Source organism: Pseudomonas sp. 8_5_2, assembly GCF_059295255.1.
Genome location: NZ_CM181238.1, coordinates 2,043,409 through 2,067,007 on the forward strand (window position 1 = coordinate 2,043,409; position 23,599 = coordinate 2,067,007).

Genomic DNA, 23,599 nt, shown 5'->3' on the forward strand with positions numbered 1-23,599 from the left:
ATCAGTCACCTCCAAAGCAGACAAGCCGATCGGCAACCTGAGCGGCCTCATGCAACTGGCCAAGCCCGGACAGTTCCCAAGGCTTGGGCAGGTTCACGGCCGGGCGCTGGTAGCGGTTGGCCTCGGCCTCGTCGAGCACGCCACGGCGCAGGGCGGCGGCGATGCACACCACGGCGTCCAGCTGATGGGTCTCGATAAAGCCACGCCACTGGGCTGCCACGTCCACTTCGTCCTGGGGCGCGACCACGTTGGCCGAGGCACTGTGTACCCCGTCCTGATAGAAGAACAGCCGGGCAATCTCATGCCCGCCGGCCAGCACCGCCTCGGCATAGCGCAAAGCGCGCCGCGAGGAGGGCGCATGGGCCGGGGAGAACACCGCGATAGCGAATTTCATGGATAACTCATGCAAAGGAATGCTGCCATGATAAAGCAAAAAAGCCCGCGCCCGCTTGTGCAAGCGGCGCGGGCTTTCAACCTGTCCGTATGTCCTGCACGCCCCCTGCAGGAGCGGCCTCGGGTCGCGAAAGGGCTGCACAGCAGCCCCATGACCTAACCGACAAGCACCAGGCTCAAGCCTGTTCCTTGCTCTCCGGCAGGAACCAGTTCAGCACCAGGGCACAGATACCCCCGGTAGCCACACCCGATTCCAGCACATTGCGAATCGCCGATGGCATATGCGCCAGGAACTCCGGCACCTGCGCGACACCCAGGCCCAGCGCCAGCGACACCGCAATGATCAGCAGCGCACGACGGTCCAGCCGGGTGCTGGCCAGAATATTGATGCCCGAAGCCGCAACTGCACCGAACATCACCATCGCCGCACCCCCCAGCACCGGCTCTGGCACTGCCTGGATCACCCCGGCAACGCTAGGGAAAAGCCCCAGTACCACCAGCATCACGGCAATCCAAATACCGATATGGCGGCTGGCGATGCCGGTCAGTTGAATCACGCCGTTGTTCTGCGCAAAGACCGAGCTCGGGAAGGTGTTGAACAACCCCGCCAGCAGCGAGTTGGCGCCGTTGACCAGCACCCCACCCTTGATGCGTTGCATCCATACCGGCCCTTCGACTGGCTGGCGCGACACCTTGCTGGTGGCGGTCACGTCACCAATGGCTTCCAGCGAAGTCACCAGGTAGATCACCAGCATCGGAATGAACAGCGCCCACGAAAAGCCCAGGCCGAAGTGCAGCGGGGTGGGCACCTGGAACAGCGCGGCCTGGTGCATGCCTGTGAAGTCCAGGCGGCCCATGTAGCCGGCCAGCGCGTAACCGACGGCGAGGGCGATGACGATGGCGCAGCTGCGCATCCACACCACCGGGATACGGTTGAGGATGACGATAATTGCAAGCACCACACCCGACAGCAGCAGGTTCTCGCCATTGGCGAAGGTGCCATTGGCCATGGCGCCGAAGCCACCGCCCATGCTGATCAGGCCGACCTTGATCAAGGTCAGGCCGATCATCAACACCACGATACCGGTCACCAGCGGGGTAATCAGACGTTTGACGAAAGGCAGGATGCGCGACACGCCCATTTCCACAAACGAACCGGCAATCACCACGCCAAAGATGGCCGCCATCACGCCTTCTACCGGCGTGCCTTGCTTGACCATCAGCGCACCGCCAGCAATCAGCGGGCCGACGAAGTTGAAGCTGGTGCCCTGCACGATGAGCAAACCGGCGCCGAAGGGCCCGAAGCGCTTGCACTGAACAAAGGTGGCAATACCCGAGATCACCAGCGACATGGAGACGATCAGGTTGGTATCCCGCGCCGAAACGCCCAGCGCCTGGCAGATCAGCAAGCCAGGCGTGACGATAGGCACGATGATCGCCAGCAGGTGCTGCAGGGCAGCAAGCAGGCCGATCAACAGCCGTGGCTTGTCCTCCAGACCAAGCACCAGTTCGTTGGCAGGCGCCGCTGCGCCTGGGCTGTGTTCATGTGAGCTCATTGCTGGAAGCTGCCCCGGATGAAAAAAGGAGCGCATTCTACGGGGTGATGAGGGATTGCGGTAGAGAAAAGCACGATAGCGGCATGATCGGCGACTATTTACCTGATTATTTGACTTTTTAGTCAGTTATTTGATGCTGGTTTGTCAGGGGGAATAGAGTCAGAGCCTGCGCCGCAGACCTCTGTGGGAGCGGGTTCACCCGCGAAGAATCCACACGCAGTTCATGCCACCGGCCCCGCCGGTGTTCGCCAACCAGCTAGGTCCCTCACCCAATCCTCTTTCTGAAACCCACAAAAAAGCCCGCCGAAGCGGGCTTTCTCAAACAACGTCAATCAGTCATCACGACCCATGATGCCAAACAGCTGTAGCAGGCTGACAAACAGGTTGTAGATCGACACATACAGGCTGATGGTCGCCATGATGTAGTTACGCTCGCCACCATGAATGATCGCGCTGGTCTGGAACAGGATGCAGACCGACGAGAACAGCACGAAGCCAGCGCTGATCGCCAGTTGCAGGCCGCTGATCTGGAAGAAGAAGCTGGCTACTACCGCACCCAGCAGAACAAAGAAGCCTGCAGTGATGAAGCCACTGAGGAAGCTCATGTCCTTGCGGCTGATCAGCACGTAGGCCGACAGGCCACCGAACACCAGCGCAGTCATGGCAAACGCCGAGCTGACCACTTCAGCGCCACCGGCCATGCCAAGGTAACGGTTGAGGATCGGGCCGAGGATGAAGCCCATGAAGCCGGTGAGGGCAAAGGTGGACACCAGGCCCCATGCCGAATCACGCAGCTTGTTGGTAAGGAAGAACAGCCCGTAGAAGCCGATCAGTACCACGAACACATTCGGGTAGCCGACGCGCATCTGCTGGGCCACGAAGGCCATGACACCGCTGAAGGCGAGGGTAAGCGCCAGCAGGCTGTACGTGTTGCGCAGGACCTTGCTGATCTCCTGCTGCTCGACCTGCTGGCCGTGGTGTACGGCGTAATCCTGTTCGCGCATGGCGACACTCCTTGGTAAAACCTGTGGTTTCGAACGTTCAGATGCTAGGAGTCTATCAGAGCTCCTGCAACCCGCGACACAGAGAGTTTGACAGCGTGTTTCATTACGGTATTATGGCGACCGCAAAACGAGCTGGAAGCGTGGCCGAGTGGTTTAAGGCAACGGTCTTGAAAACCGTCGATGGGCAACTATCCTAGAGTTCGAATCTCTACGCTTCCGCCATACAAGTGCCTGATTTCATTGATGTTCATCCCCGTTGAATCCTCAAAAGGGAACGTTTGGGAACACTTTGGGAATCGAAGGCAAAAAAAGGGGCCTTTATGGCCCCTTTTTTTATGTTCTCAACCTAACCTGAGTGTCTGGTTTAGCAACCCCACCACATCTGGTCCGTCCTGGCTGATCCACTTCGCGTAGTGCCTGAAAATCATGGCTGTCGAGGTGTGCCCCAACTGATCCGCAATCCACTCTGGTGTGGCCAGGCCACTGCTCAGCATCTGGCTGGCGAAGGTATGTCGGCCGGTGTTCGATCCGTGCTGGCGAACGCCGACACCTTCCAGATGGTGGATCCACCAGCCGTGCCGAAGTACGTCCGAGGACGGGTACGGCTCGCCCGTGGCCGTGTTGTGAGAGACAAACTGTACACGCTGCTCGCGAATCGTCCGGTTATCGCGCTCGACGACCTTGATGAGGTCTGCCGGCAGTTGCCTAGGGTACCGTGCCTGCGCTTGCAGCGCGCGGAGTGCTGGTGCGAGCAGCTTGACTCTGCGAGTCGACCGCCGTGTCTTCTTCACCTTACATTGCTTGGCAAGGTGAACCCGACAAGCCCGGTAAGCCCCTTCGGGGTGTACTGGCTGGATGCCGCCGCATTCGGACTGGCGATGTGCGCATCGTCTATCGTATCCAGGGTACTGAAATCGTGGTTGTCCTGTGCGCTGGGGCCCGACGCGACGACGAAGTCTATGAGACTGCTGCACTGCGAGTCTGATTCCAAACCCCGCTAATGCGGGGCGAGGTTATACGTGAGCAGGCTTTTGCTCTGGCACCAGTCGCACCTCCACGCGCTGGCCTAGTGCGCGGGCGGCGCTGGCCAGGGTCGCCAGCGTCATGCCCGGATCGTCTTGGTCGAGTGCGCGATCCACTGCGGTACGACTGGTGTGCATGCGTGCAGCCAGTGCTTTCTTAGTCACCTTCTGACTTTTCATGGCTTCAGCGATTTGCCAAGAGATGACCCGCTTGAGTGGAACCAGTTCGATGCCAACGGCAACCCATTCCCTGCAGACCTGTACAGCAAGCTGAGCCAGGCCAGCACCCGCGGATGTCCGCCCGGAGCCCTCAGCCGGGGAGTGAACCTGGTCTTGAAGAAAACACCATAACGATCAAACAGAGCAAGACAAATGCTGCGACGTCGGCTTAGCCGAACATTCGCAATGCTACCTGACGAAGATGGCCTGAGCGTTCTGCGTCATGTGATCAAAGAGCCTTTGACGTAGCGCACCGTCTTTTCCAAAGTGCGCGCCATGTCGGGATGCGTAAGCTGATACTTCCGCTCCAGGCACTCGGTACCACTCATGTCGAAGCGCTGCGTCTGGATGAAGTTCAATGACTCTGCGCTGATCGAGAATCGGGTTGCCAGTCCGGGAATCTTCAATAGCCACCTCAGCAACCTTATTGATACATGGTGGCGGGGCGGCTTCACCTCCAGCGTTTGTGCCATCTGCGTAAGCATCCCCTGTAAGTTCGGTGTGTGCTTATACAGCGCCAGAACCTGCCGATTGGCCATAGCGGGGTCGTACGCCACGCGGGTTATCAGCGTCACCAGATAATCGACACTGACTAACGGCAACCAATGGCTGGCGGAACCGGGTATGGCCTTGAACCGGCCTTGCGCCAGGTTTCGGATCAGTTCGGCCATAGGTTGCCCTTCCACGATGTGCCCACTCTCGCTGTGTCCACATACCGTCGCGGGGTGAACGATGGTGTAATCCGCGCCGGCTTCGTGCATGTAGCGAATGACTTCAAAATGGGACTCGAGCTTGCTGCCTTCGTAGCCGCCAACACGGCCGTAGACTGCGGGCCAGTGGGTGTTTTCAGGGTGCTGGTGATCAACCCCGATACTGGCAAGGTGGCTAAGGTTCTGCAGCATGAAGCCACCCACCATCACCAGTCGGACACGCTGGTTCGCTGCCAGCCTCGCTACGTTCAGTGCCCCTTGCACATTCACTGTGCGGGCGCGCTCCATTGTCAGCCCCCAGCAGAACTGCGCGGCGAGGTGGAAGATTACCGACGCCGAAGCCACGTGATGCCTGTCGACCTCGCTGAGTCCAAGCCCTTCCTTGCTTATATCGCCCTCAACCGCATGGATATGCGCAGGATTACCGCCCAATCGGCTTACCTGCTCTTTGAGTCGCTCGATGTTTTCGGGGCTGCGCATAAGCACCCAGGTCTTGTGCCCTGTTGCAGTCAGGCGGGCCACTAAATGTTGACCCACAAACCCACTGCCGCCGGTAACGAAGCATTCCACGCTCATGCCTGATTCCTTGTCTGGATAATGGGCGCAGGCTAAGGTGTAGAGCCCGCTCTACAGTCAAGGAGTTTTTGTTGTGAACATTGGAGAGTTGGAGCGGCGCAGTGGCGTCGGCCGCCATGCATTGCGTTATTACGAACGGCTCGGGCTTATCGCGGCCAATCGACAGGCCAATAACTACCGTCGCTACAGCGAGCAGGCCGTGATTGATCTGGCCTTCATTCAAAGTGCCCAGGGCGTGGGTTTTTCACTCGCCGAGATTGGGGAGATACTCGCGGCCAAGCGGGGCAATACGATCAACTGCGCCCAAGGCGCGGCGCTGGTCGCCAGCAAAATGGCCGACATTCAGGCGCGGATCACTGGCTTGCAAGCTACGTATGTTTTTCTGGACGCGGAGCGTGCAAAACTTGAAGCCAGTGCCATTGCCCACGGGCACACTATTGCCTAACCGACGATAATGATCAGTGAGTAGCGCTTGGCTCTATGGCGTTGCGCCGCAGGCGTATGGCCAGCTGGGCGGTGAGCTTGAAGAGCATGGCGCTGAAGATCAGTGCGAAGCCCAGCGGATACCAGGAACCCATGGGCAGGCGTTTGTAGAATGACAGCATGAATACGCCAGCAATCACCCAAGTGCCGGTGACATGCAGCCATTTCCACGCGCGAGCGCCCAGCAGTTTCACTGCGGCGGGGAAGGAGGTAATGGTCATCAGGATGATGAACAGATAGCCGATCGACCCAGGAATATTCGCTGTGGCCGTACGGCCATGCCAGAAGGTGTCGGGGAAGAACTTCACATACAACAGGATCAGGACCGCATGCACAGCGTGGGAAAAGGCAAAAGCCAGCCCAAGGAAGCGTCGGTTGCGCAGCAGGCTGCGCGTGAAGGCAGTCGGTACCAGGGCTGCAAGGGAGGTGGCAAGGAAGGTCAGCAGGAACAGGGTGAAGGATGTACGTGCGGTGGTCCGGATCGCGCTGCGCAGGGCTTCTACCCATTGAGGCTGATACCACAGCGCCAGCGAAGTGACGATCAGCACCAAAAGGGACAACAGTGAGAACAGTCGCCAACCCTGGAGGCTGGCAGTTTCGGCGTGGCGGTTCATGGCGGGCTCCGAGGTATGAACGCTGCGTGCGGGATGTCGCAGCGTTTCGCGGTGCCATGGTGTCAACGGCGTTTATCCCGGGTATGTCCAGAAAAGCGCGCTGTGTATCACTTTGTAGGTGATTGGAGGCGATATCGGCTGTAAACCTGATCGCCCCCCTGGGCCTCGACAATCTTGCAGGCCGGCGGCCTGGATCACTTGATCAACGGCACACCGCTGAGCTTCTGCAGTTCATCAAAGTCGATGTCAGCACAAATCTCGACCACTTTCAGCCCTTCAGGCGTCACTTCAAGCACGGCCAGGTCGGTGTAGATACGGCTGACGCAAGCGATGCCGGTCAGCGGGTAGGTGCACTCGGGCACCAGCTTGCTTTCGCCGGTCTTGGTCAGATGGTCCATCATCACGAACACCTGACGGGCGCCGGTAGCCAGGTCCATCGCGCCGCCTACGGCAGGGATCGAACCTTCGGCGCCGGTGTGCCAGTTGGCCAGGTCGCCCTTGACCGACACCTGGAAGGCGCCCAGCACAGCGATGTCCAGGTGGCCGCCACGCATCATCGAGAACGAGTCGGCGTGGTGGAAGTAGGCACCGCCGGTCAGCAGGGTCACGTGCTGCTTGCCGGCGTTGATCAGGTCATCGTCTTCCTCGCCCGGCGCCGGGCTCGGGCCCATGCCCAGCAGGCCGTTCTCGCTGTGCAGGAACACTTCCTTGTCGCCCAGGTAGTTGGCCACCAGGGTCGGTGCGCCGATGCCCAGGTTTACGTAGGCGCCTTCCTGGATGTCTGCGGCCACGCGTTGGGCCATCTCGGTGCGGGACAGTTTTTTGGTGATGGTCATGGCAGGCCTCAGACAGCTTTGGCAATCGAAGAAGCGGCAGCGCCGGACACGGCGACCACGCGCTGGACGAAGATACCCGGGGTGATGATGTGCTCCGGGTCCAGTTCGCCGAGTTCGACGACCTGGTCAACCTGGGCGATGGCGGTCTTGGCGGCCATGGCCATGATCGGGCCGAAGTTGCGGGCGGCCTTGCGGTAGGTCAGGTTGCCCCAACGGTCGCCCTTGTGCGCCTTGATCAGCGCAAAGTCGGCGTGCAGCGGCATTTCCAGCACGTACTGGCGGCCGTCGATCTCACGGGTTTCCTTGCCTTCGGCCAGCAGGGTGCCGTAGCCGGTCGGCGAGAAGAACGCACCAATGCCCGAGCCCGCTGCGCGGATACGCTCGGCCAGGTTGCCTTGCGGCACCACTTCCAGCTCGATCTTGCCGGCCCGGTACAGTTCGTCGAACACGTAGGAATCGGACTGACGCGGGAACGAGCAGATCACCTTGCGCACGCTGCCTGCCATGAGCAAGGCGGCCAGGCCGATCTCGCCGTTGCCGGCGTTGTTGCTGATGATGGTCAGGTCGCGGGCACCGGTTGCGATCAGGCCGTCGATCAGTTCGGACGGCATGCCGGCAGTGCCAAAGCCACCGACCATGATGGTCGAACCGTCGGTGATCCCTTCCACCGCGCTGGCGATGGACTCAAACGTTTTATTGATCAAGGCGAGCTCCTGGTTGTTCCTGGAGTTGAGTTGTAGGGCTGGCCGGCGCGCGGTGAAGCGATGGGGCCAGTCAGCAGCTGGAATTGGTTGCTGACTTTCGCTATAGCGTGCCGCAAGATAGGGCAACAGTAGAGAGGGTTTGGCGGAATTTGTGCGATTATCGAACTGTTGTGCGATATGCGGGCAGTTTTGGTCGCTATTTGTCGCAATTCAGCCGCAGGCCATTTAAAGCCCGTGCACACCTACAAAGTCTCCTGGCGTCAAGGCAATGCGTCATGCACTTCGGGTTCAGGCATCATGTGTCCAGCCAGTTGCCAGAAGCTTAACCCCCCAATGCCAGACTCCAGCAAATCCAACCGCGCCATCTACGACCTGGACATGCTCCGCACCGTGGTCATGGTGGCCGACTGCGGCAGCTTTACCACCGCCGCTGCCCGCCTGCATTCCACCCAGTCAACGGTCAGCCAGAAGGTGCGGCGGCTGGAGGAAATGGTCGGCCACCAGTTGCTCGACCGCAGCAACCGCGAGGTGCACCCCACCGATGCCGGAGAAACCTTGCTGGGCTTCGCACGCCACCTGCTGGCGGTCAGCAGCCAGCTGACCGAAGCGATGTCGGGCGGGGTGACCGTGACCGCGCGCATCGGCCTGCCGGACGATTTTGTCGCTGGCAAGACCATGCAGGCGCTGGCGGCCTTCAACCGGCGCAATCCGACAGTGAAACTGGAAATTACCGGTGGTCTGAGCCGCGACCTGATGAGCAGCTATGACCGTGGCGAGCTCGACCTGGTGCTGATCAAGCAGCGTCGGCATAGCCGGGAGGCCAATGCCTGCCAGCCAGAGCGCATCGAGTGGATCGACAGTGCGCAATACCCGTGTTTTGCCCAGGACCCTATCCCGCTGGTGACCTTTCCGGCGCGTGGCCTGTACCGCGATGACATGATCGGGGCGGTTGAGGCCATGGGGCGCAGTTGGCGTATCGCGTTTACCAGTTCCAGCCTGGCGGGGATTCAGGAAGCGGTCGCCAATGGGTTGGGGGTGAGCCTGCTGCCGTCCCGCGTTGTCACGCCCAGGCATCAGGTGCTGGGGGCGCAGGAGGGGTTCAAGCCGATCACAGTGTTTGAGGCGGCGATTTTTCATCGGCCCACGGCAGACCCGATGGTTATCGAGCTTGCCGAGATTCTGATCGGTATCTTGCGCGCCGAGGCCGAGTGAGCCACGGCCGATAGGGGGCTTGGGCAATGCCTCCGGCACCGAGGTTCGCCGTACTACTTTCCGGCGGAGACAAAGCCTTCTCGTCGCAGCAGCTCCATGTGGGTTGGCTTGATCGTGACTTGATGAAACTCGTCGGCCGAAAACCAGCGACACTCGACGATTTCATGCGAGGGCTGGGGCTGCATCGGCGCCGGGACGATCATGCGATAGACCCAGTGTTCTTCGTACTGGAGCACGCTATGTCCGAGAAACTGGGCATCAGTGAGGTGCAAGCAGGTTTCTTCAAACAGCTCACGGTGTGCCGCTTCGAGCTGTGTTTCGCCGGGGTCGATCTTGCCGCCAGGCAGAGACCACACTGAAGCCTCCTGGCGCACCAGCAGAATCTTGTCGGCCTGCAGGCAGATGATAGTGGCGTGCAGCTCTTTCGATGGGTTCATGGTGGCTCCTCCTGTATCAACGGAAGGCCCTGCCGGGACGCCAAAGTTCAGGTGAGGCGGTGAATGGCCTTCGCGGTACAAGGTCGCACCCGGACCCGCCCGCGTTGGCCGATTGTTTGCGCTAGCGCCGCAGCTCTGCTGCAAACTGCGCAGCCTGCAACTGCAACTGCGCGGGCCCGCCCCAGAATGCGCCGTGCCGCACGATCACTCGCTCATGAAGGGCTGCCGCCACCGCCGCCGCGGCATTCGGAGCCTTGAACAGGACAAAGCTGGCTTCGTTGCCGACCTTCAAGCCGTAATCCTGCTTGCCCATCACCGCGGCACTGGCCTCGGTCGCCATGTGCAGCGCAACCCGCAGTTCTTCGTCGGTGTTAAAGCCCGAGCGATAGCTGACCAGCATCGCACGCTGCAGCATGTCGCCGTTGCCGTAAGGCCACCAGGCATCCTGGATGTTGTCGTTGCCGGTGAATACGCGCACGCCGCCAGCACGCAAACGCAGCACAGGCGGGAAGGCGTGGTCGCCAGGGGCGTTGGTCATGATCGAGATGCCCGCGCCGGCCAGTAGTTCGGCGGTGCGGTCGAGCACTGAATCCGCTACATCGCCCAGGCCATAGGCGTGGCTGACCGCAACCAGGCCCTGCATGCCCAGTGCCTGGGTGCGTGCGGCAATGCGTTCAAGCTGGGCGATGCAGATATCGCCGGGCTCGTGCAGGTGGATGTCGACTTTCACGCCATGCCGGTCGGCGATGCCGAACACGATATCCAGCTGGGCTTCGGCGTCACCGTCCAGGGTGGTCGGGTCGATGCCGCCGACCACCTGCACGCCTTCGCGCACGGCGGCTTCCATCACTTCGGCGGTGCCAGGGCAAGTCACCACGCCGGCCTGGGGGAAGGCCACCAGTTCGATGTCGATCAGCTCTTTCCACCTGTCGCGGGCTTCGAGCATGGCCCGCAGGTTGCTCAGGCCGGTGCTGGCATCCACGTCCACATGGCAGCGCATGGCCAGGGTGCCGAACGAGGCGGCCTGGCGGATCAGCGCGTCGGCGCGCTCGACGATCGGCGGGGCGCTGGCCAGTTCGCGTTTTTCCACGGCCAGGCGCTCGCGCAGGCTGGCGACAGGTTGGTGCGGTCGCCAGCGGTCGCCGACAAAGCTCTTGTCCAGGTGAATATGGCCGTCGACGAAGCCGGGCAGCACCAGCAGGCCTTCCAGGTCGATGGTTTCGCGGGCTGGGCTGCTGGCACGCAGCGGTCCGATGTGGGTGATGCGGCCGTTGGTAACAGCGATGTGCAGGGGCAGGCCATCGGCATCGATGGCGTTGATGAACTCGCGGTCGTTCATGATCGGGCCTTTTTACTGAGGCTTGGATGATGCCCCACGGTAGGGAGGATGCGGTCATGTCACAAATTAATTATCAGGATTGCATGCAGTGCGTTTCTGGATGCAGGTGAGTGCCGTTTGCCTGCATTAAAAAACCCACTGAACCCGATGCCGATAATTAACTTTCAAACCTTTCGAACTCGGCCCAGCATTGCTCCCAGGATCAGCCCAGGCGACTGCTACGGCGCCTTTCAGGGCAGGTTTCACAAACAATAAAAACAAATGCTGTGTCGGAGTCCCCCTATGACCCAAGATTCCAAGCTGCTGCGTGCCGCGCTGATTTTCATTGCCTGTACTTCGTTCATTGTCTGTGGCGTACAACCTATCTTCATGGGGCTGGTCACCGAGCAACTGAGCCTGTCGCTCGACCAGCAGGGTTGGGTGGTGTCGGTCGAGATGATCGGCATGACGCTGGGCACCTTGCTGTGCCCGCTGCTGATGAAGCGCCATGGCGGTCGCAGCCTGTGCCTGCGGGTTGGCGCGCTGTGCGTGGCGTTGAGCATTGCCACTGCCTTCACCACCAGCAACACGATGCTGCTGGCCGTGCGCATGGGGGCTGGCACCTGTGCCGGGCTGGTATATGCCTATGCCGTGTCGACGCTGGGCCGCCTGCCCAATCAGGACCGTTCGTTCGGGTTGATGCTGTTGCTGCAGACCCCGGAGTACTCGCTGTTCTCCGCAGCGCTGCCGCTGCTTGCCGCGCAGAGCGGTACGGTGACCGCCTTGTGCGCATTTGGCCTGTGGTACCTGCTGATCTGCGGGGCCAGCCTGGTGCTGCCGCGTCGCCCGGCAGTGGCGCTGGCCAGTGGCGAAGGTTCGCCCGCCCAGGGTGGTACGGCGCGCACGGGGCGCACTGCGCTGCTGGGCATGTTGTTCATGCAGGTGGCCATCTACTGCGTGTGGGGCTTCATTGATCAGCTGGCGCGGGACCAGGGCATTGCCGGCGTCGATATCGGCTGGGCGTTTGGTCTTTCGGCGATCGGTGGCTTGCCGGGTGCGGGGTTGCCGAGCTTGCTGGGTGCACGGGTCAATCGGCAGTTGATGATCGCCGTGGGGCTGGTGGCGGTGTTTATCTCGATCGCCATGCTGACCGGCCATACCCGCACGCCAATGCAGCTGTTTGTCGCGCTGCTGCTGATCAATTTTGGCTGGGTGCTGTCGTTGTCGTATTACATGGCACTGATCACGACCAATGATCCGACTGGCAAGCTCACGCCTTTGGTCAGTATCACCCTGATGGGCGCTGCGGCGGTGACCCCGGCGCTGATTGCCATGCTGGTGGAGGGCTCCAACCAGCAACTGATCTTTCTGCTGGGGACGGGGGCGTTGCTGATTGCCTTTGCGGTGACTTGCTTTGGCGCGGGGCCCAAGGGCCTGCGCCGTAGCCCCCTCGACGCCAGTTGAGGCGGATCAGGGTCTATCTGCTCCGGTGGTCACTGCAGCGTCCCCGGCTTCAGGTCGTCCGGCAAGTCCCGCAGGGCAGCTTCCAGCTTCGCGATCGGCCCCGCAAGGGCATTGGCTTCCTGGTCCTTGCCCTCCGTTTTCAGGCGATCACGCTCAAGGCGCAGGCTGAGCAAGGTTTTCTGCAGCTTCAGGGCCGAGGCATTGTATGTGTCCATGCTTTTCTCATGCTGTAGGCCTCCGTGCCGTTGTAGGAAAAATGGACCGTAGCAGCTCGAAATTGCCGGAGAAACTGATGTTTCATACAGGCAAATCCCGTTGGCTCGATTCCCCCTACAGCGCACGGTAAAAGATCCTACAAGCTACGTTTCAATTCATATCCGCTTGATCGCGCTCCACGCCCCGTTTTTAGCCGGGCTCAATCGGTTTCGGCACAGCAGGCGCTCATCGTGGCTCAACGTTGCGCCTGCTGCGCTTTTGAAACGTTCTGTAGCAAATGCCGCCGGCAGCCTACAGGTGATCTGCATCCACCACCGCCTGGGCAAACGCCTGCGGCGCTTCCTGCGGCAGGTTGTGGCCGATGCCACCGCTGATCAGCCGGTACTCGTATTTGCCCGTAAAGCGCTGCGCATACGCTTCTGCGGGTGGGTGCGGGGCGCCGTTGGCGTCGCCTTCCAGGGTAATGGTCGGCACGGCGATACTCGGGAAACTGGCCAGTTTTGCCTCCAGCGGGTCGTAGCGCGTTTCGCCCTTGGCCAGACCCAATCGCCAGCGGTAGTTGTGCACGGTAATCGCTACCTGGTCGGGGTTGTCCAGGGCACTGGCGCTGCGCTCGAAGGTGGCGTCATCGAAGGCCCATCTGGGCGAGGCGGTCTGCCAGATCAGCTTGGCGAAGGCATGGCGGTTCTGCTCGTAGCCGGCCTGACCGCGTGGGGTCGCGAAGTAGTACTGGTACCACCACTGCAGCTCGGCGCTGGGCGGCAACGGGGCCTTGGCAGCTTCCTGGCTGCTGATCAGGTAGCCACTGACCGAGACCAGCGCCTTCACCCGTTCTGGCCACAGCGCCGAGACGATATCGGCGGTGCGCGCTCCCCAGTCGAAGCCGGCCAGGACGGCGCGTTGGACGTGCAGGGCGTCCATGAAGGCGATCACATCGCTGGCAAGGGCAGTGGGCTGGGCGTTGCGTGGGGTGGAGGCGGACAGGAAGCGGGTCTGGCCGTAGCCGCGCACGTAGGGCACTAATACCCGGTAACCCTTGGCCGCCAGCTTCGGCGCAACTTCCTCGAAGCTGTGAATGTCATACGGCCAGCCATGCAGCAGGATCACCACCGGGCCGTCGGCCGGGCCTTGTTCCACGTAGGCCACATCGAGCACGCCAGCGTGGACGTGTTTCAGCGGGCCGAAGGTAGGCGTGGCTGCTGCTGCCGTGGGCTGAGGCTTCTGGGGGGCTGCTGTGGCGACGTTGGCGGTCAACAGCCCAAGCGGCAGCAGGGCGCAGGCGAGCAGGGTCCGGCTGAAGCGACGTGGCAGGGCAGTGGTCAAGTGACGGGCGGGCATCGGGCATCTCCTTGGCAAAACCATCGGTGCGGGTTGATGGGTGCCAGTAAAGATGACGTCTGTACCGCCGATATGTCCGATTACCCTGTAGGAAACGTTCTTGTGTATCAGGTCTCATTCTGTACACATAAGGATACAAGTACACGGCAGCAGCGGGCGTTCCGGCCTCTGCTAGGATTGATGGTTTTCCGGCCAGGGAGCGGCCCCATGCATTACGTTGTCATTGAACCCCACCGCAGCGAATATCCGCGGCCCATCCGCTTCGCCAAGGGGACGTTGCTGGAGATCGGCCCGCGCTATGAAGGCGAGCCAGGCTGGCAGGACTGGTACCTGTGCAGCTGCACCGGCCAGGAATCGGGCTGGGTGCCTGCCCAGGTGATCGAGCGGCTCAGCGTTGGCCAGGGCAGGGCGCTGGAGCATTACTGCGCGCATGAACTGGACGCCGACCCTGGGCAGTTGGTGCAGTGCGTGCGCCCGCTCAACGGCTGGCTGTGGTGCCGACGCCACGGCAATGGCGAGCTGGGCTGGCTGCCGGCGGAAAAACTTCAGCAGCTGACTTGACTGGCAAAAAGCTGCAGCAAGGCCATGCCTTGACCGTGCGGGCTGTCAGGCGAATGCGCTGGCGGCTGTAACGGTGGATGCCCAGGACTACTGGCGGGTTAGCCTGCGCAGTTCATCTGATCCGCTTTTTTTCCATAAACCTGAATCTGTAACCGTATCAGCCCAGGTCCGACAATATGTCCATCCCCGCATCACACTGTAGAGGTTCCGATGGGCAAGCTGACGCTGTTCCTGGGTGGTTTTCTGCTGCTGACCATTCTGATTGGTATTCTTGGCACCATCCCGCCAAGCTGACTTAAACTGCAGTTTCCCAACGCGGCCCGTCTACTTCAACCGACGGGCCCAACACCTGACCAAATGGCCAGTATTCTCCCGCCTTCCACTGTTGGACAAGTGGTAGCGGCAAGTCATTCTCAAGCCCAAAAGCCTCGTGTAGTCTGCCGCCGCCGCGCACTCGCGCCGGTCTTTTTGCCTTGGAGCCGACACACTGATGGAATGCAACAAAGCCACTTCAGCCATGCTGGAGTGGCGTAGCCGTTTTCTCGCCGAAGGCTCCCTTGATGAACAAGATTATGAGCAGGCACTGCGCAGTGCCGAGGTGCTGGAGCGCGCCGGCGTAATCAGTACACTGGAGTGGATCGAGCTGGTGAAACTGGCCAATTCGGCATTGCTGCTTGTGCGATAAGTCGTTCTTTGCGCTGGGAAATCTGTCCACAAAAAACGTGGGTAGGTCTGTGGATAAAGTGCTGCAAGCCAGACCCACGGTGGGCTCTGTTAAATTGAGCAGATTTTGAACAGTCGTTTTCGACAAGGCGGTTTCACTGACCGGGGCCGGCGCTGCGCAGCGCAGAAAGCAAGTCGCGCACCCGCGCGGGCAGCTCGCCGGCGGGGTACACAGCATGCATCAGCGGATCCTGGCCGCTGCTGGATGTCAGCCGATAGTGCGGGCACACCCGCACCAGGTGCCCGGCCTTGACCTGCGCTTCGCCCACCCAGGCGGCCAGACGGGCGATGCCGGCGCCGGCCAGGGTGCTGTGGTACACCGCATCGCCCGAGCCCAGACGCAGCCTGGGCCTTGGGCGCAGGCTGGTGATCTGGCCCTCGTGGCAAAAATGCCAGGCTTTGAGGATGCGCGGGGCGGTGTGCAGGATCAGCGCATGCCCTTCGAGGTCTTCAGGTTGCCGGGGCGTGCCGGCCAGAGCCAAGTAATTCGGGCTGGCATACAGATAGCGCTGGTAGGCCCACAGGGGGTAGCCGATCAGCTCGCTCGATTGCGGGAAGGCGCCGCGCACCACGAAATCGAATTTGCCCTGCAGCGGGTCGAGGGCTTCATCGCTGTACTGTACGTCCAGGGTCACCTGCGGATGGCGACGGGTAAACTCGGCGAGCACCCCAGGCAGCACGTGTTCACCCAGCAACTGCGGCACGGCAAAGCGAATCCAGCCTTGCGCGCTGCCGCTGAGCGCAGCCAGTTCGTCGGCGGCATCGCGTTGCACATCCAGCAACCGTTCGGCGTGGGGTAACAGGCGCTCACCTGCTTCTGTCAGGGTCACCGCATTGGCGTTGCGGTTGAGCAGTTTGCTCCCGGCGTTGTCTTCCAGGGTCTGCAAAGCACGGGTTACCGCGCTGGGTGAGCGCCCGAGCGCACGGGCTGCGGCGACGAAGCTGCGCTTGTGCGCCACGCTGACGAACGCCTGGATTTCTCTCAGCATGTCCAATGCCATTGCCTGCTCCTTGTTGCAGTTTTCGCAATATGGCATTTCACCACAAGTGCGCCACTTTGATTAGCCTTGCAGGCGTCTTAACTGCCTGGAACCGCGTCATGATCGATATTGCTGTGCTTTGCGTGTTTGCCTTCGCCGCCGGGCTGATCGACGCCGCCGTGGGCGGTGGCGGGCTGATCCAGATTCCGGCGCTGTTCAACGTGCTGCCCACTGCGCAACCGGCGGCATTGCTTGGCAGCAACAAGCTGGCTTCGATATGTGGCACAGCCTTCGCCGCGCGCTCGTTCATCCGCAAGGTGACGCTGGACTGGGGGCTGATCGTACCGGCAGCGCTCAGCGCCTTTGTCATGTCGTTCGCCGGTGCCGCCACGGTTTCGCTGGTGCCGCCCAGCGTCATGCGGCCCGCGGTGCTGGTGCTGATCGTGCTGATGGCCATCTACACCTTCTGCAAGAAAGATTTCGGCACACTGCACAAACCGGCGAAAATCGGCCGCAAGGAACAGTGCCTGGCGGTGCTTATCGGCGGCGCGATCGGCTTTTACGATGGCCTGTTCGGCCCGGGTACCGGCAGCTTCCTGATCTTCCTGTTCATCCGCTTCTTTGCCTTGGACTTCCTGCATGCCTCGGCCTCGGCCAAGGTGGTCAACATTGCCACCAACCTGGCGGCGCTGGTGTTCTTCGTGCCCACAGGCAACGTGCTGTATGCGATTGCCTTGCCTATGGCTGCGTGCAACATTCTTGGCGCGCTTACCGGTACCTGGCTGGCTGTGCGCAAGGGTGCCGGCTTTGTGCGCGGGCTGTTCCTGGTGCTGTTGTGCGTGCTGATCGCCAAACTGTCGTGGGACTTGCTGGTTGGCTAGGCAACCCTGGGTCAGATCACCTGGCGTTGCGCCTCGGCTTGTTCGATGCGATTGCGGCCATGGGCCTTGGCCCGATAAAGCGCCTGGTCGGCACGTGCCAGCAGCTCGTCCAGGCTGGGCGCCGGCAGGTCGGCGTCACAGCCGGCCAGGCCGATACTGACGGTGATCTGCAGGCGCTGGTCGGCCTGTATCACATGCAGGTCCTGCACGGCGCGGCGCAGGCGTTCGGCGGTGAACTTGGCCCGTTCAGGGGCAAGGCCAGGGAGGATGATGACGAACTCCTCGCCCCCCAGCCGCGCGAACAACTCGCTGTTGTGCAGCTGGTCTTGCAGGGTGCCGGCAAACTGGCGCAGCACCTGGTCACCGACCGCGTGGCCGTGGGCATCGTTGATCGACTTGAAGTGGTCAATATCCAGCATCATCAGGGTCAGCGGCAGTGCCTGGGCGTGCTGCTGGCGGCTGTCCAGCAGCGCGTTGGCGCGGCGGGTGAAGGCGCTGCGGGTAAGCACGCCGGTCAGGTGGTCGACGCTGGCCTGATGCGCCAGGCGGGCCATCAGGCTGCGATTGGCCTGGCTGACACAGGCCACCACCAGCGGCCCGAGCACCAGCATGGCGATGCCCAGGCGCGCTGACATCAGCGTGGTCACCCCGGGCCCACTTTGCGGCACAATGAAGTGCATGAGATTTTGCGCCACCGCCACGATCAGCGTGCTGCCAGCGATGAGCGCCAGTAGCGCGACCATGAACGGCGAGTAGGTCCAGGCGCACCACAGCAGAGCGGCGATCGGGAACGCAATCGCGCCGGGGCCGCCGAAGGCGATGCTGAACGCCAGCGAGGCCAGCAGCACCACCAGCGGTGCCAGGCGGATGGCTTGGGCGCCGCCGCGTCCCAGGGCGCGCAACGAGGGCGCGGTGAGCAGCACCGGCAGCACCATTACGCCGGTGGAAAACTGCTCGCTGAACCAGGCCAGCCACGTGGCACGCAAGGATTGCTCGAACCACGGCGCGGCCATTACCGCTGCCATGCTGGCCGCTACCAGCGCGGCGGCGGCACAGGCGGCGAACACGCTGAGCACGCCGCGTGGGGTGCGCATGCGCCGGTGCAGGCGCGGCACGCGCGACAGTAGCTGCCAGAGGGTAATCACCACGGCCAGGTTGCACAGGTTGAACCACAAGGCCGGCAACCAGGCGCTGCCGCACAGCACGTCAGCGCCGATCATGGCCAGCCAGACCAGGCTGAAGCCGATCAGCGTGGCCAGACGGGGGTAGCGCAAGAGCACGCCGGCCAATACGGCATTCACCGGCCAGAACAACGACAGCGATTCGATCGGGCGTGCCAGGATGCCGCCAAGGGTGAGGGCAAACGTCAGGCACAGCAGGGTAATGTAGGGCAACAAGCGCGATTGGGCTGGAAAAACCATGGGCTCGACCGACAAGCGGAAACGAAATCCAGGAAAACGCCTTCGAAGCACCTGGGGCAATTACCGGGCAGTGTGTTTCGTCAGGGGAGTTGATGTCAATCTGCCGCGATTGGTTGGAATAATGCCAAATTGCCTTCACTCTTTGCCATTTCAGTTCAAGCCGAAGAACCACGGCACCATCACCACTGTCACCACCATTACCAGCAACGTGAATGGCACGCCGATCTTGACGAAGTCGGCAAAGCGGTATTGGCCGGGGCCCAGCACCAGCGTGTTGACTGGCGATGATACCGGGGTCATGAACGCCGCCGATGCTGCCAGCGCCACGGTCATGGCGAACGGGTAGGGCGACATGCCCAACTGCGCTGCGGTGCTGACGGCAACCGGCGCCATCAGGACTGCAGTGGCCGTGTTGGAAATGAACAAGCCGATTATCGCCGTGACCGCGAACAGGCAGGCCAGGATGGCGCCAGGCCCGGCACCTCCCAATACGCTGACCAGCCCGCCTACGGCCAGGTCGATGCCGCCGGTTTGCTGCAGGGCTTTGGCAAAGGGCAGCATCCCCACGATCAGCACCAGGCTTTGCCAATGGATGGCGCGGTAGGCACTGTTCATGTCGATGCAGCGGCCGGCGCCCATCAGCAGGCAGCCGATCAGCGCCGCGATCACGTTGGGTACGACACCGCTCACCATCAGCCCGACCATCACTGCCAGGCTCAGCAATGCTTGCGGTGCGCGGGTGCGGGCGGGCGCCACCTGGTCGATTTCTGCCGGCAGGCTCAGTACCAGGAAGTCCTTGGGTTGGCTTTGCAGCAGGCGCACGGCCTTCCATGGGCCGACCACCAGCAGGGTGTCGCCCAGGCGCAGTTTTTCTTCCACCAGTTGCGCTTCGATGGCCGCCTGTTCGCGGCGCAGGCCGACCACGTTGAGGTCGTAGCGGGTGCGGAAGGCCAGTTCGAGAATGCTCTTGCCGATCAGTTGCGAGCCGGGGGGCAGCGACACTTCGGCCATGCCCAGTTCCTGGGACTGGTCGATGAAGTAGGCCGCCTTGAAGTGCAGCGGCTCCAACTGCATGGTCTGGCACAAGGTGCGCAGGTCATCACGGTTGGCAAACAGGTCCAGCAGCAGCACGTCACCCTGGTGCAGCACGGTATTGGAATCGGCGCTGATCACCCGCGTGGTGAACTTGTGCTGGCGTTCAATGCCGATCACGTTGGCGCCGTGCCGGGTACGCAACTCCAGCTCGCCCAGCGTGTGGCCGATCAGCGGCGAGTGGGGGCGGATACGCAGGCGCCGTTCACGGCCTTTGAGCTTGTAGTCCAGCACCAGGTCCAGCAAGGTGCGGCGGCTTTCCACGCGGCCGTCCTTGCGGACCTCGCCATTGAGCCAGTGCCGGGTCAGCAGCATGTAGCCGATCCCCAGCACCAGTACCACCAGGCCGAACGGGGTAAAGCTGAAAAAGCTGAAGCCCTGTTCGCCAGTGCGCACCAGCTCGCTGTGCACCACCACGTTGGGCGGCGTGGCTACCAGGCTGAGCATGCCGCTGATCAGGCCGGCGAACGCCAGTGGCATCATCAGGCGGCTGGGCGAGATCTGCAGGCGCGCGGCGATGCTCAGCACCACCGGAATGAAAATGGCCACTACGCCGGTAGAGCTCATGATCGACCCCAGTCCGGCTACGGCCACCATCAGCAGCACCAGCAGGCGTGCCTCGCTGTTGCCGGCGCGCTCGCTCATCCACTCGCCGATGCGGTAGGCGATGCCGGTGCGCACCAGGCCTTCGCCGATCACGAACAGGGCGGCGATCAACACCACGTTGGGGTCGCTGAAGCCAGCCAGGGCCTGTTCCACGGTGAGGATGCCGAGCAGCGGCAGGGCGAGAATCACCAGTAGTGCGACCACGTCCATGCGCGGGCGGTTGATGACGAACAGGATGACCACGATGGCCAGCAGGCCAAGGACCCAGAGCAGCTCTTGGTTCATGGGGAGGGGGCGTTCCTTCACACAGGGCACGATAGACAGTAGCAGCCAGTGTGCCAGCTTGTGCTGAAGGGGGTGTTGATGTGCTGCAACAAAAAGGGCCGCTGTGCGGCCCTTTCAGTCCTCGATGTCGATCAGTGGCGGTGACGGCGGTGCTTCTTGCTGCTGCCGTTGTTGTCGCCCATGTGGTTGCCCAGGGCGCCACCGGCTGCGCCGCCCAGGCCGGCACCTACGGTCGAACCGGTCTTGCCGCCTACCGCGCCGCCCAGCAGCGAACCGCCGGCCGAGCCCAGGCCACCGCCGATGGCGGCTTCGGTGCGGTTACCCTTGCGTGCACCTACCGCGCTGCCGGCTGCGCCGCCGACGCCGGCGCCGATGGCTGCGCCGGTCTTGCCGCCAAGCTGTTGGCCGACAACGTTACCCAGCACGCCACCCAGGCCACCGCCAATGGCGGCGGTACCGTCACCGGCGAAAGCGCCCTGGCACAGCAACAGGCCGAGGGCAATGGAAGGCAGAGTCAGACGCATGATACGAACCTCAAAGGAATCATCAGGTTAAGGTGCCGCGAAACAGGGGGCGGCAAGTCAGGGTTGCAAAGACGCTTCAGCGGTAGTAACGGTCACCGCGGTATTGACGATTGTCATCATCGTCATCGTCGCGGTCATGCCGATGGTGGTGACGATGGCCGCGGTCGCGGTCACGCCAGCCATCGTCGTCGTCATGATAACGATGGCTATGGCAGCCGGCGGTCAACAGCACAACGGCAACCAGCGAAAGGCTTGCAATACGCGATATCACGATATAGGTCCTTGATCCGCAAAGGTTTACGGGGCACTTCTTCAGACTGGGAATGATCCATTTGGTTTCCCGGGCGGGCAAAAAAATGTGCTGGACGCGATGGGTGGCGAGCCTGCGGGTTGCTGTTCTGTCCCGTTCGGTCATGGCCGAACGGCTGATGGCGCCCTAGACTTCAGGGCAAGCCGCAGCCAAGACGGCAACCTGCCACACGGTGAATCACGATGATCGCCCACACCCCCACGCTGTTCGCCGCCGTTGCCCTGGTCGCAACCATCCTTGCCTTCTGCCTGTTGCTGGTCGGGCGCAGTAACCGCCGGGACAACCTGATGCTGACCGGGTGCGGGCTGTTGGCGCACGCCCTGGCGTATGTCTGCTACACCGTCTATGCGCAGGCCCCGCTGTGGCTCAGCTATGGCCTGGGTAACAGTTTGTTATCGCTGGCGCTGGCGTTCTACACGGCCAGCCTGTTCCGGGTGCGTGAGCAGCGGGTGCCCTGGCGCACTGTCTTCGTCATCCCGGCCTGCATGCTGGTAGGGCTGATGCTGCTGCTCGATACCCTGGAGCCGCGTATGCTGCTGGCGACGCTGGTGTTGATGCTGCAATGCTCGCTGATTCTCTACTGGGCCTGGCGCCACGCCGAACGGCCGGGCAGGGCCCACCTGCTGCTGGAGATTGGTGCGCTGATCAGCCTGGTCGGCCTGGGCATGCGCGTAGTCGCGGTGGCCAATGGCACGGCGGTGGAAATGCGCTATGACACCAGCAACCTCAAGCAGAGCTTTTCGGTGGCAATTGGCACCGCCACGGTGATGATGTATTCGATCGGCCTGGTGCTGATGGCCAAGGAGCGCAGCGAGTCACGCCTGCAGCACCTTGCGCTGCGTGATGTGCTGACCGGCAGCTATAATCGCCGGGCCATTCTGCAGCGCTTTGCCGTGGAGCTGGACCGGGCGCGCGAACAACAGAGCAGCCTGGCCGTGGCGATGATCGACATCGACCATTTCAAACGCATCAACGACCTCTATGGGCATCTGGCTGGCGATGAGGTGCTGTGCCATTGCGTGCGCCAGCTGCAGCAGCGTTTGCGCCACGGCGACAACCTTGGTCGTTACGGCGGGGAGGAATTCCTGCTGCTGTTGCCAGGCACCGACCGCAATGGGGCGATGGTGGCGCTGCAAGGGCTGCGCGAGGCCATTGCGCGCAGCCCCGCCTGTTTTGCCGGTGACCAGATCGAGATGCGCTTCAGCGTCGGCTTGTGGTGCGGGGTGCCGGGCGCCGAGGACAATACTGCCAGCCTGCTGGCCCAGGCCGATGCGGCGCTGTACCAGGCCAAGGCCGCCGGGCGCAACACGGTGCACATGGCGGCGCTGGTCGAGGCGGGTTGAATCAGGACCCCGACTGGATCGCCAGCACTACACCATTGGTGGTCTGCACCAGCACGTAGTGGTCGCCCATGCGCACCCAGTGGCTTTCTTTCTCGGGGGCGGGCAGGCCCTTCGCTTTCCAGTCCTTGATTGCCGCGTCGTCGCGTTTGTACTGATCAGGCGCCTTGTCGCCGACCTTGAGCTCACGGTTGTGGGTTTCCGGCGCGGTGATGCTTTCTTCGGGCGCAGGCGCGGCGGTTGCAGCCAGAGGCAGGCAGGGCAGCGCGGCAAATAGCAGATAGTGCAGTTTCATGGCGGTCTCCTTTTGACGTCATGCCTTTATTGCGACAGCGGCAGGTGCGCGACAATTCACTCGCGATGCCAGCTGGTGCTAGAGTCGCGTTCTTTTTCAAAACCCTGAGGATGTAACATGCGTGCGATTCTGCCGATGGCCGCAGCGCTGATGCTGGTCGGTTGTGCTTCTTCGACCATGGAAACGGCACGCGGCGGCAAGCCGACTGCGCACCTCGACTCGCACAAGGCGCCACAGCTGGTTGCCCAGTGCATCCAGTTCAGCTGGCAGGAAGAGAAGGTGTTCGGCGACGATGCCAGTGGTTACCTGGAGTCGCGCAAGCAGGGTGGCTTGACCGTGTATACCCGCGGGGCCGAGGCGTTCGTCGACGTCTACCCGCAGGCGGGTGGTACGGGGGTCGATTACTACGCGCAGAAAAACGATGGTGTGGCGCTGCAGCGTCGCGCGGCGGCGGCGACCTGCTTGTAGCAATTGGCAGC

The 23,599-nt window shown here is 62.1% G+C and carries 26 protein-coding genes, 1 tRNA gene and 2 pseudogenes; 10 read left to right on the forward strand and 19 right to left on the reverse strand.

Annotation, left to right across the window (positions count from 1 at the left end):
- Position 1: 1 nt before the first annotated feature.
- The 3 genes from tusD to AC5O5R_RS09315 all read right to left on the reverse strand — a co-directional run bounded on the left by tusD (position 2) and on the right by AC5O5R_RS09315 (position 2,953).
- On the reverse strand, positions 2-394 hold the full coding sequence (gene tusD / locus AC5O5R_RS09305; RefSeq protein ID WP_494515204.1) for a sulfurtransferase complex subunit TusD: 393 nt from the start codon (positions 392-394) through the stop codon (positions 2-4).
- Between the two features lie 175 nt (positions 395-569).
- Positions 570-1,949 (reverse strand): nucleobase:cation symporter-2 family protein, encoded by a 1,380-nt coding sequence (locus AC5O5R_RS09310; protein ID WP_172218692.1) that lies wholly within the window; start codon positions 1,947-1,949, stop codon positions 570-572.
- Positions 1,950-2,281: 332 nt separating this feature from the next.
- A complete protein-coding gene (locus tag AC5O5R_RS09315; RefSeq protein WP_172218690.1) occupies positions 2,282-2,953 on the reverse strand; it encodes a Bax inhibitor-1/YccA family protein in 672 nt (223 codons plus the stop codon).
- 134 nt (positions 2,954-3,087) lie between these two features.
- Between AC5O5R_RS09315 and AC5O5R_RS09320 the strand changes: the two genes are divergently transcribed.
- Positions 3,088-3,175 (forward strand) — tRNA-Ser (locus AC5O5R_RS09320).
- A gap of 119 nt (positions 3,176-3,294) precedes the next feature.
- On the opposite strand, the gene AC5O5R_RS09325 is transcribed toward AC5O5R_RS09320, so the two are convergent.
- A complete protein-coding gene (locus tag AC5O5R_RS09325) occupies positions 3,295-3,744 on the reverse strand; it encodes a site-specific integrase (RefSeq protein ID WP_494515205.1) in 450 nt (149 codons plus the stop codon).
- Positions 3,745-3,761: 17 nt separating this feature from the next.
- Between AC5O5R_RS09325 and AC5O5R_RS09330 the strand changes: the two are divergent.
- Positions 3,762-3,938: pseudogene (locus AC5O5R_RS09330) on the forward strand (type II toxin-antitoxin system RelE family toxin); the annotation flags it as partial.
- Positions 3,939-3,966: 28 nt separating this feature from the next.
- Here the strand turns inward: AC5O5R_RS09330 and AC5O5R_RS09335 are convergent.
- Positions 3,967-4,194 (reverse strand): annotated as a pseudogene (locus AC5O5R_RS09335) (Fis family transcriptional regulator); the annotation flags it as partial.
- Positions 4,195-4,415: 221 nt separating this feature from the next.
- Positions 4,416-5,480, reverse strand: a complete 1,065-nt coding sequence (locus tag AC5O5R_RS09340; RefSeq protein ID WP_494515206.1) for an SDR family oxidoreductase — start codon at positions 5,478-5,480, stop codon at positions 4,416-4,418.
- 73 nt (positions 5,481-5,553) lie between these two features.
- Between AC5O5R_RS09340 and AC5O5R_RS09345 the strand changes: the two genes are divergently transcribed.
- Positions 5,554-5,925, forward strand: coding sequence for a MerR family transcriptional regulator (locus AC5O5R_RS09345; protein WP_494512491.1), 372 nt, complete (start codon positions 5,554-5,556; stop codon positions 5,923-5,925).
- A 13-nt stretch (positions 5,926-5,938) separates the two neighbouring features.
- On the opposite strand, the gene AC5O5R_RS09350 is transcribed toward AC5O5R_RS09345, so the two are convergent.
- The 3 genes from AC5O5R_RS09350 to AC5O5R_RS09360 all read right to left on the reverse strand — a co-directional run bounded on the left by AC5O5R_RS09350 (position 5,939) and on the right by AC5O5R_RS09360 (position 8,117).
- Positions 5,939-6,577 (reverse strand): hypothetical protein, encoded by a 639-nt coding sequence (locus AC5O5R_RS09350; protein ID WP_494515207.1) that lies wholly within the window; start codon positions 6,575-6,577, stop codon positions 5,939-5,941.
- A 194-nt stretch (positions 6,578-6,771) separates the two neighbouring features.
- Entirely contained in the window at positions 6,772-7,413 is a 642-nt protein-coding gene (locus AC5O5R_RS09355) for a 3-oxoacid CoA-transferase subunit B (RefSeq protein WP_172218676.1), read from the reverse strand.
- An 8-nt stretch (positions 7,414-7,421) separates the two neighbouring features.
- Entirely contained in the window at positions 7,422-8,117 is a 696-nt protein-coding gene (locus AC5O5R_RS09360; RefSeq protein WP_172218674.1) for a 3-oxoacid CoA-transferase subunit A, read from the reverse strand.
- Between the two features lie 333 nt (positions 8,118-8,450).
- Here AC5O5R_RS09360 and AC5O5R_RS09365 point away from each other — a divergent pair, with 333 nt between their 5' ends.
- The gene (locus AC5O5R_RS09365; RefSeq protein ID WP_494515208.1) at positions 8,451-9,329 is read left to right on the forward strand and encodes a LysR substrate-binding domain-containing protein; all 879 of its coding nucleotides are present in this window, start codon (positions 8,451-8,453) and stop codon (positions 9,327-9,329) included.
- Positions 9,330-9,382: 53 nt separating this feature from the next.
- Here AC5O5R_RS09365 and AC5O5R_RS09370 read toward each other — a convergent pair whose 3' ends face one another.
- Together AC5O5R_RS09370 and AC5O5R_RS09375 are read right to left on the reverse strand one after the other, a co-directional pair.
- Positions 9,383-9,766 (reverse strand): NUDIX domain-containing protein, encoded by a 384-nt coding sequence (locus AC5O5R_RS09370; RefSeq protein ID WP_494515209.1) that lies wholly within the window; start codon positions 9,764-9,766, stop codon positions 9,383-9,385.
- 121 nt (positions 9,767-9,887) lie between these two features.
- Positions 9,888-11,105, reverse strand: coding sequence for an amidohydrolase family protein (locus AC5O5R_RS09375; protein ID WP_494515210.1), 1,218 nt, complete (start codon positions 11,103-11,105; stop codon positions 9,888-9,890).
- 282 nt (positions 11,106-11,387) lie between these two features.
- Between AC5O5R_RS09375 and AC5O5R_RS09380 the strand changes: the two genes are divergently transcribed.
- The gene (locus tag AC5O5R_RS09380) at positions 11,388-12,548 is read left to right on the forward strand and encodes an MFS transporter (RefSeq protein WP_494515211.1); all 1,161 of its coding nucleotides are present in this window, start codon (positions 11,388-11,390) and stop codon (positions 12,546-12,548) included.
- Between the two features lie 29 nt (positions 12,549-12,577).
- On the opposite strand, the gene AC5O5R_RS09385 is transcribed toward AC5O5R_RS09380, so the two are convergent.
- Entirely contained in the window at positions 12,578-12,763 is a 186-nt protein-coding gene (locus AC5O5R_RS09385; protein WP_172218666.1) for a hypothetical protein, read from the reverse strand.
- Between the two features lie 292 nt (positions 12,764-13,055).
- Positions 13,056-14,102 carry an alpha/beta fold hydrolase gene (locus tag AC5O5R_RS09390; RefSeq protein ID WP_494515212.1) on the reverse strand — a complete coding sequence of 349 codons (1,047 nt, stop codon included), beginning with the start codon at positions 14,100-14,102 and terminating at the stop codon, positions 13,056-13,058.
- Positions 14,103-14,309: 207 nt separating this feature from the next.
- On the opposite strand from AC5O5R_RS09390, the gene AC5O5R_RS09395 reads away from it, so the two are divergent.
- Together AC5O5R_RS09395 and AC5O5R_RS09400 are read left to right on the forward strand one after the other, a co-directional pair.
- Entirely contained in the window at positions 14,310-14,663 is a 354-nt protein-coding gene (locus AC5O5R_RS09395) for an SH3 domain-containing protein (RefSeq protein WP_172218664.1), read from the forward strand.
- 490 nt (positions 14,664-15,153) lie between these two features.
- Positions 15,154-15,348, forward strand: coding sequence for a hypothetical protein (locus tag AC5O5R_RS09400; RefSeq protein ID WP_494515213.1), 195 nt, complete (start codon positions 15,154-15,156; stop codon positions 15,346-15,348).
- Positions 15,349-15,481: 133 nt separating this feature from the next.
- Here AC5O5R_RS09400 and AC5O5R_RS09405 read toward each other — a convergent pair whose 3' ends face one another.
- A complete protein-coding gene (locus AC5O5R_RS09405; protein ID WP_172285333.1) occupies positions 15,482-16,387 on the reverse strand; it encodes a LysR family transcriptional regulator in 906 nt (301 codons plus the stop codon).
- Between the two features lie 98 nt (positions 16,388-16,485).
- On the opposite strand from AC5O5R_RS09405, the gene AC5O5R_RS09410 reads away from it, so the two are divergent.
- Positions 16,486-17,247: a sulfite exporter TauE/SafE family protein gene (locus AC5O5R_RS09410; RefSeq protein ID WP_172218658.1), complete on the forward strand. Its 762-nt coding sequence runs from the start codon at positions 16,486-16,488 to the stop codon at positions 17,245-17,247.
- 11 nt (positions 17,248-17,258) lie between these two features.
- Here the strand turns inward: AC5O5R_RS09410 and AC5O5R_RS09415 are convergent, their stop codons facing one another.
- From AC5O5R_RS09415 to AC5O5R_RS09430, 4 genes are all read right to left on the reverse strand, one after another.
- Positions 17,259-18,683 carry a GGDEF domain-containing protein gene (locus AC5O5R_RS09415; protein ID WP_494515214.1) on the reverse strand — a complete coding sequence of 475 codons (1,425 nt, stop codon included), beginning with the start codon at positions 18,681-18,683 and terminating at the stop codon, positions 17,259-17,261.
- Positions 18,684-18,818: 135 nt separating this feature from the next.
- The gene (locus tag AC5O5R_RS09420) at positions 18,819-20,651 is read right to left on the reverse strand and encodes an SLC13 family permease (protein ID WP_172218654.1); all 1,833 of its coding nucleotides are present in this window, start codon (positions 20,649-20,651) and stop codon (positions 18,819-18,821) included.
- A gap of 131 nt (positions 20,652-20,782) precedes the next feature.
- The gene (locus AC5O5R_RS09425; protein ID WP_172218653.1) at positions 20,783-21,175 is read right to left on the reverse strand and encodes a glycine zipper domain-containing protein; all 393 of its coding nucleotides are present in this window, start codon (positions 21,173-21,175) and stop codon (positions 20,783-20,785) included.
- A gap of 76 nt (positions 21,176-21,251) precedes the next feature.
- Positions 21,252-21,443, reverse strand: a complete 192-nt coding sequence (locus AC5O5R_RS09430; protein WP_494515461.1) for a hypothetical protein — start codon at positions 21,441-21,443, stop codon at positions 21,252-21,254.
- Positions 21,444-21,667: 224 nt separating this feature from the next.
- Between AC5O5R_RS09430 and AC5O5R_RS09435 the strand changes: the two genes are divergently transcribed.
- The gene (locus AC5O5R_RS09435; protein ID WP_172218651.1) at positions 21,668-22,828 is read left to right on the forward strand and encodes a GGDEF domain-containing protein; all 1,161 of its coding nucleotides are present in this window, start codon (positions 21,668-21,670) and stop codon (positions 22,826-22,828) included.
- Position 22,829: 1 nt separating this feature from the next.
- Here AC5O5R_RS09435 and AC5O5R_RS09440 read toward each other — a convergent pair whose 3' ends face one another.
- The gene (locus AC5O5R_RS09440) at positions 22,830-23,120 is read right to left on the reverse strand and encodes an RcnB family protein (protein ID WP_172218649.1); all 291 of its coding nucleotides are present in this window, start codon (positions 23,118-23,120) and stop codon (positions 22,830-22,832) included.
- A 117-nt stretch (positions 23,121-23,237) separates the two neighbouring features.
- On the opposite strand from AC5O5R_RS09440, the gene AC5O5R_RS09445 reads away from it, so the two are divergent.
- On the forward strand, positions 23,238-23,588 hold the full coding sequence (locus AC5O5R_RS09445) for a hypothetical protein (RefSeq protein WP_494515215.1): 351 nt from the start codon (positions 23,238-23,240) through the stop codon (positions 23,586-23,588).
- The last annotated feature ends 11 nt before the right edge of the window (positions 23,589-23,599 follow it).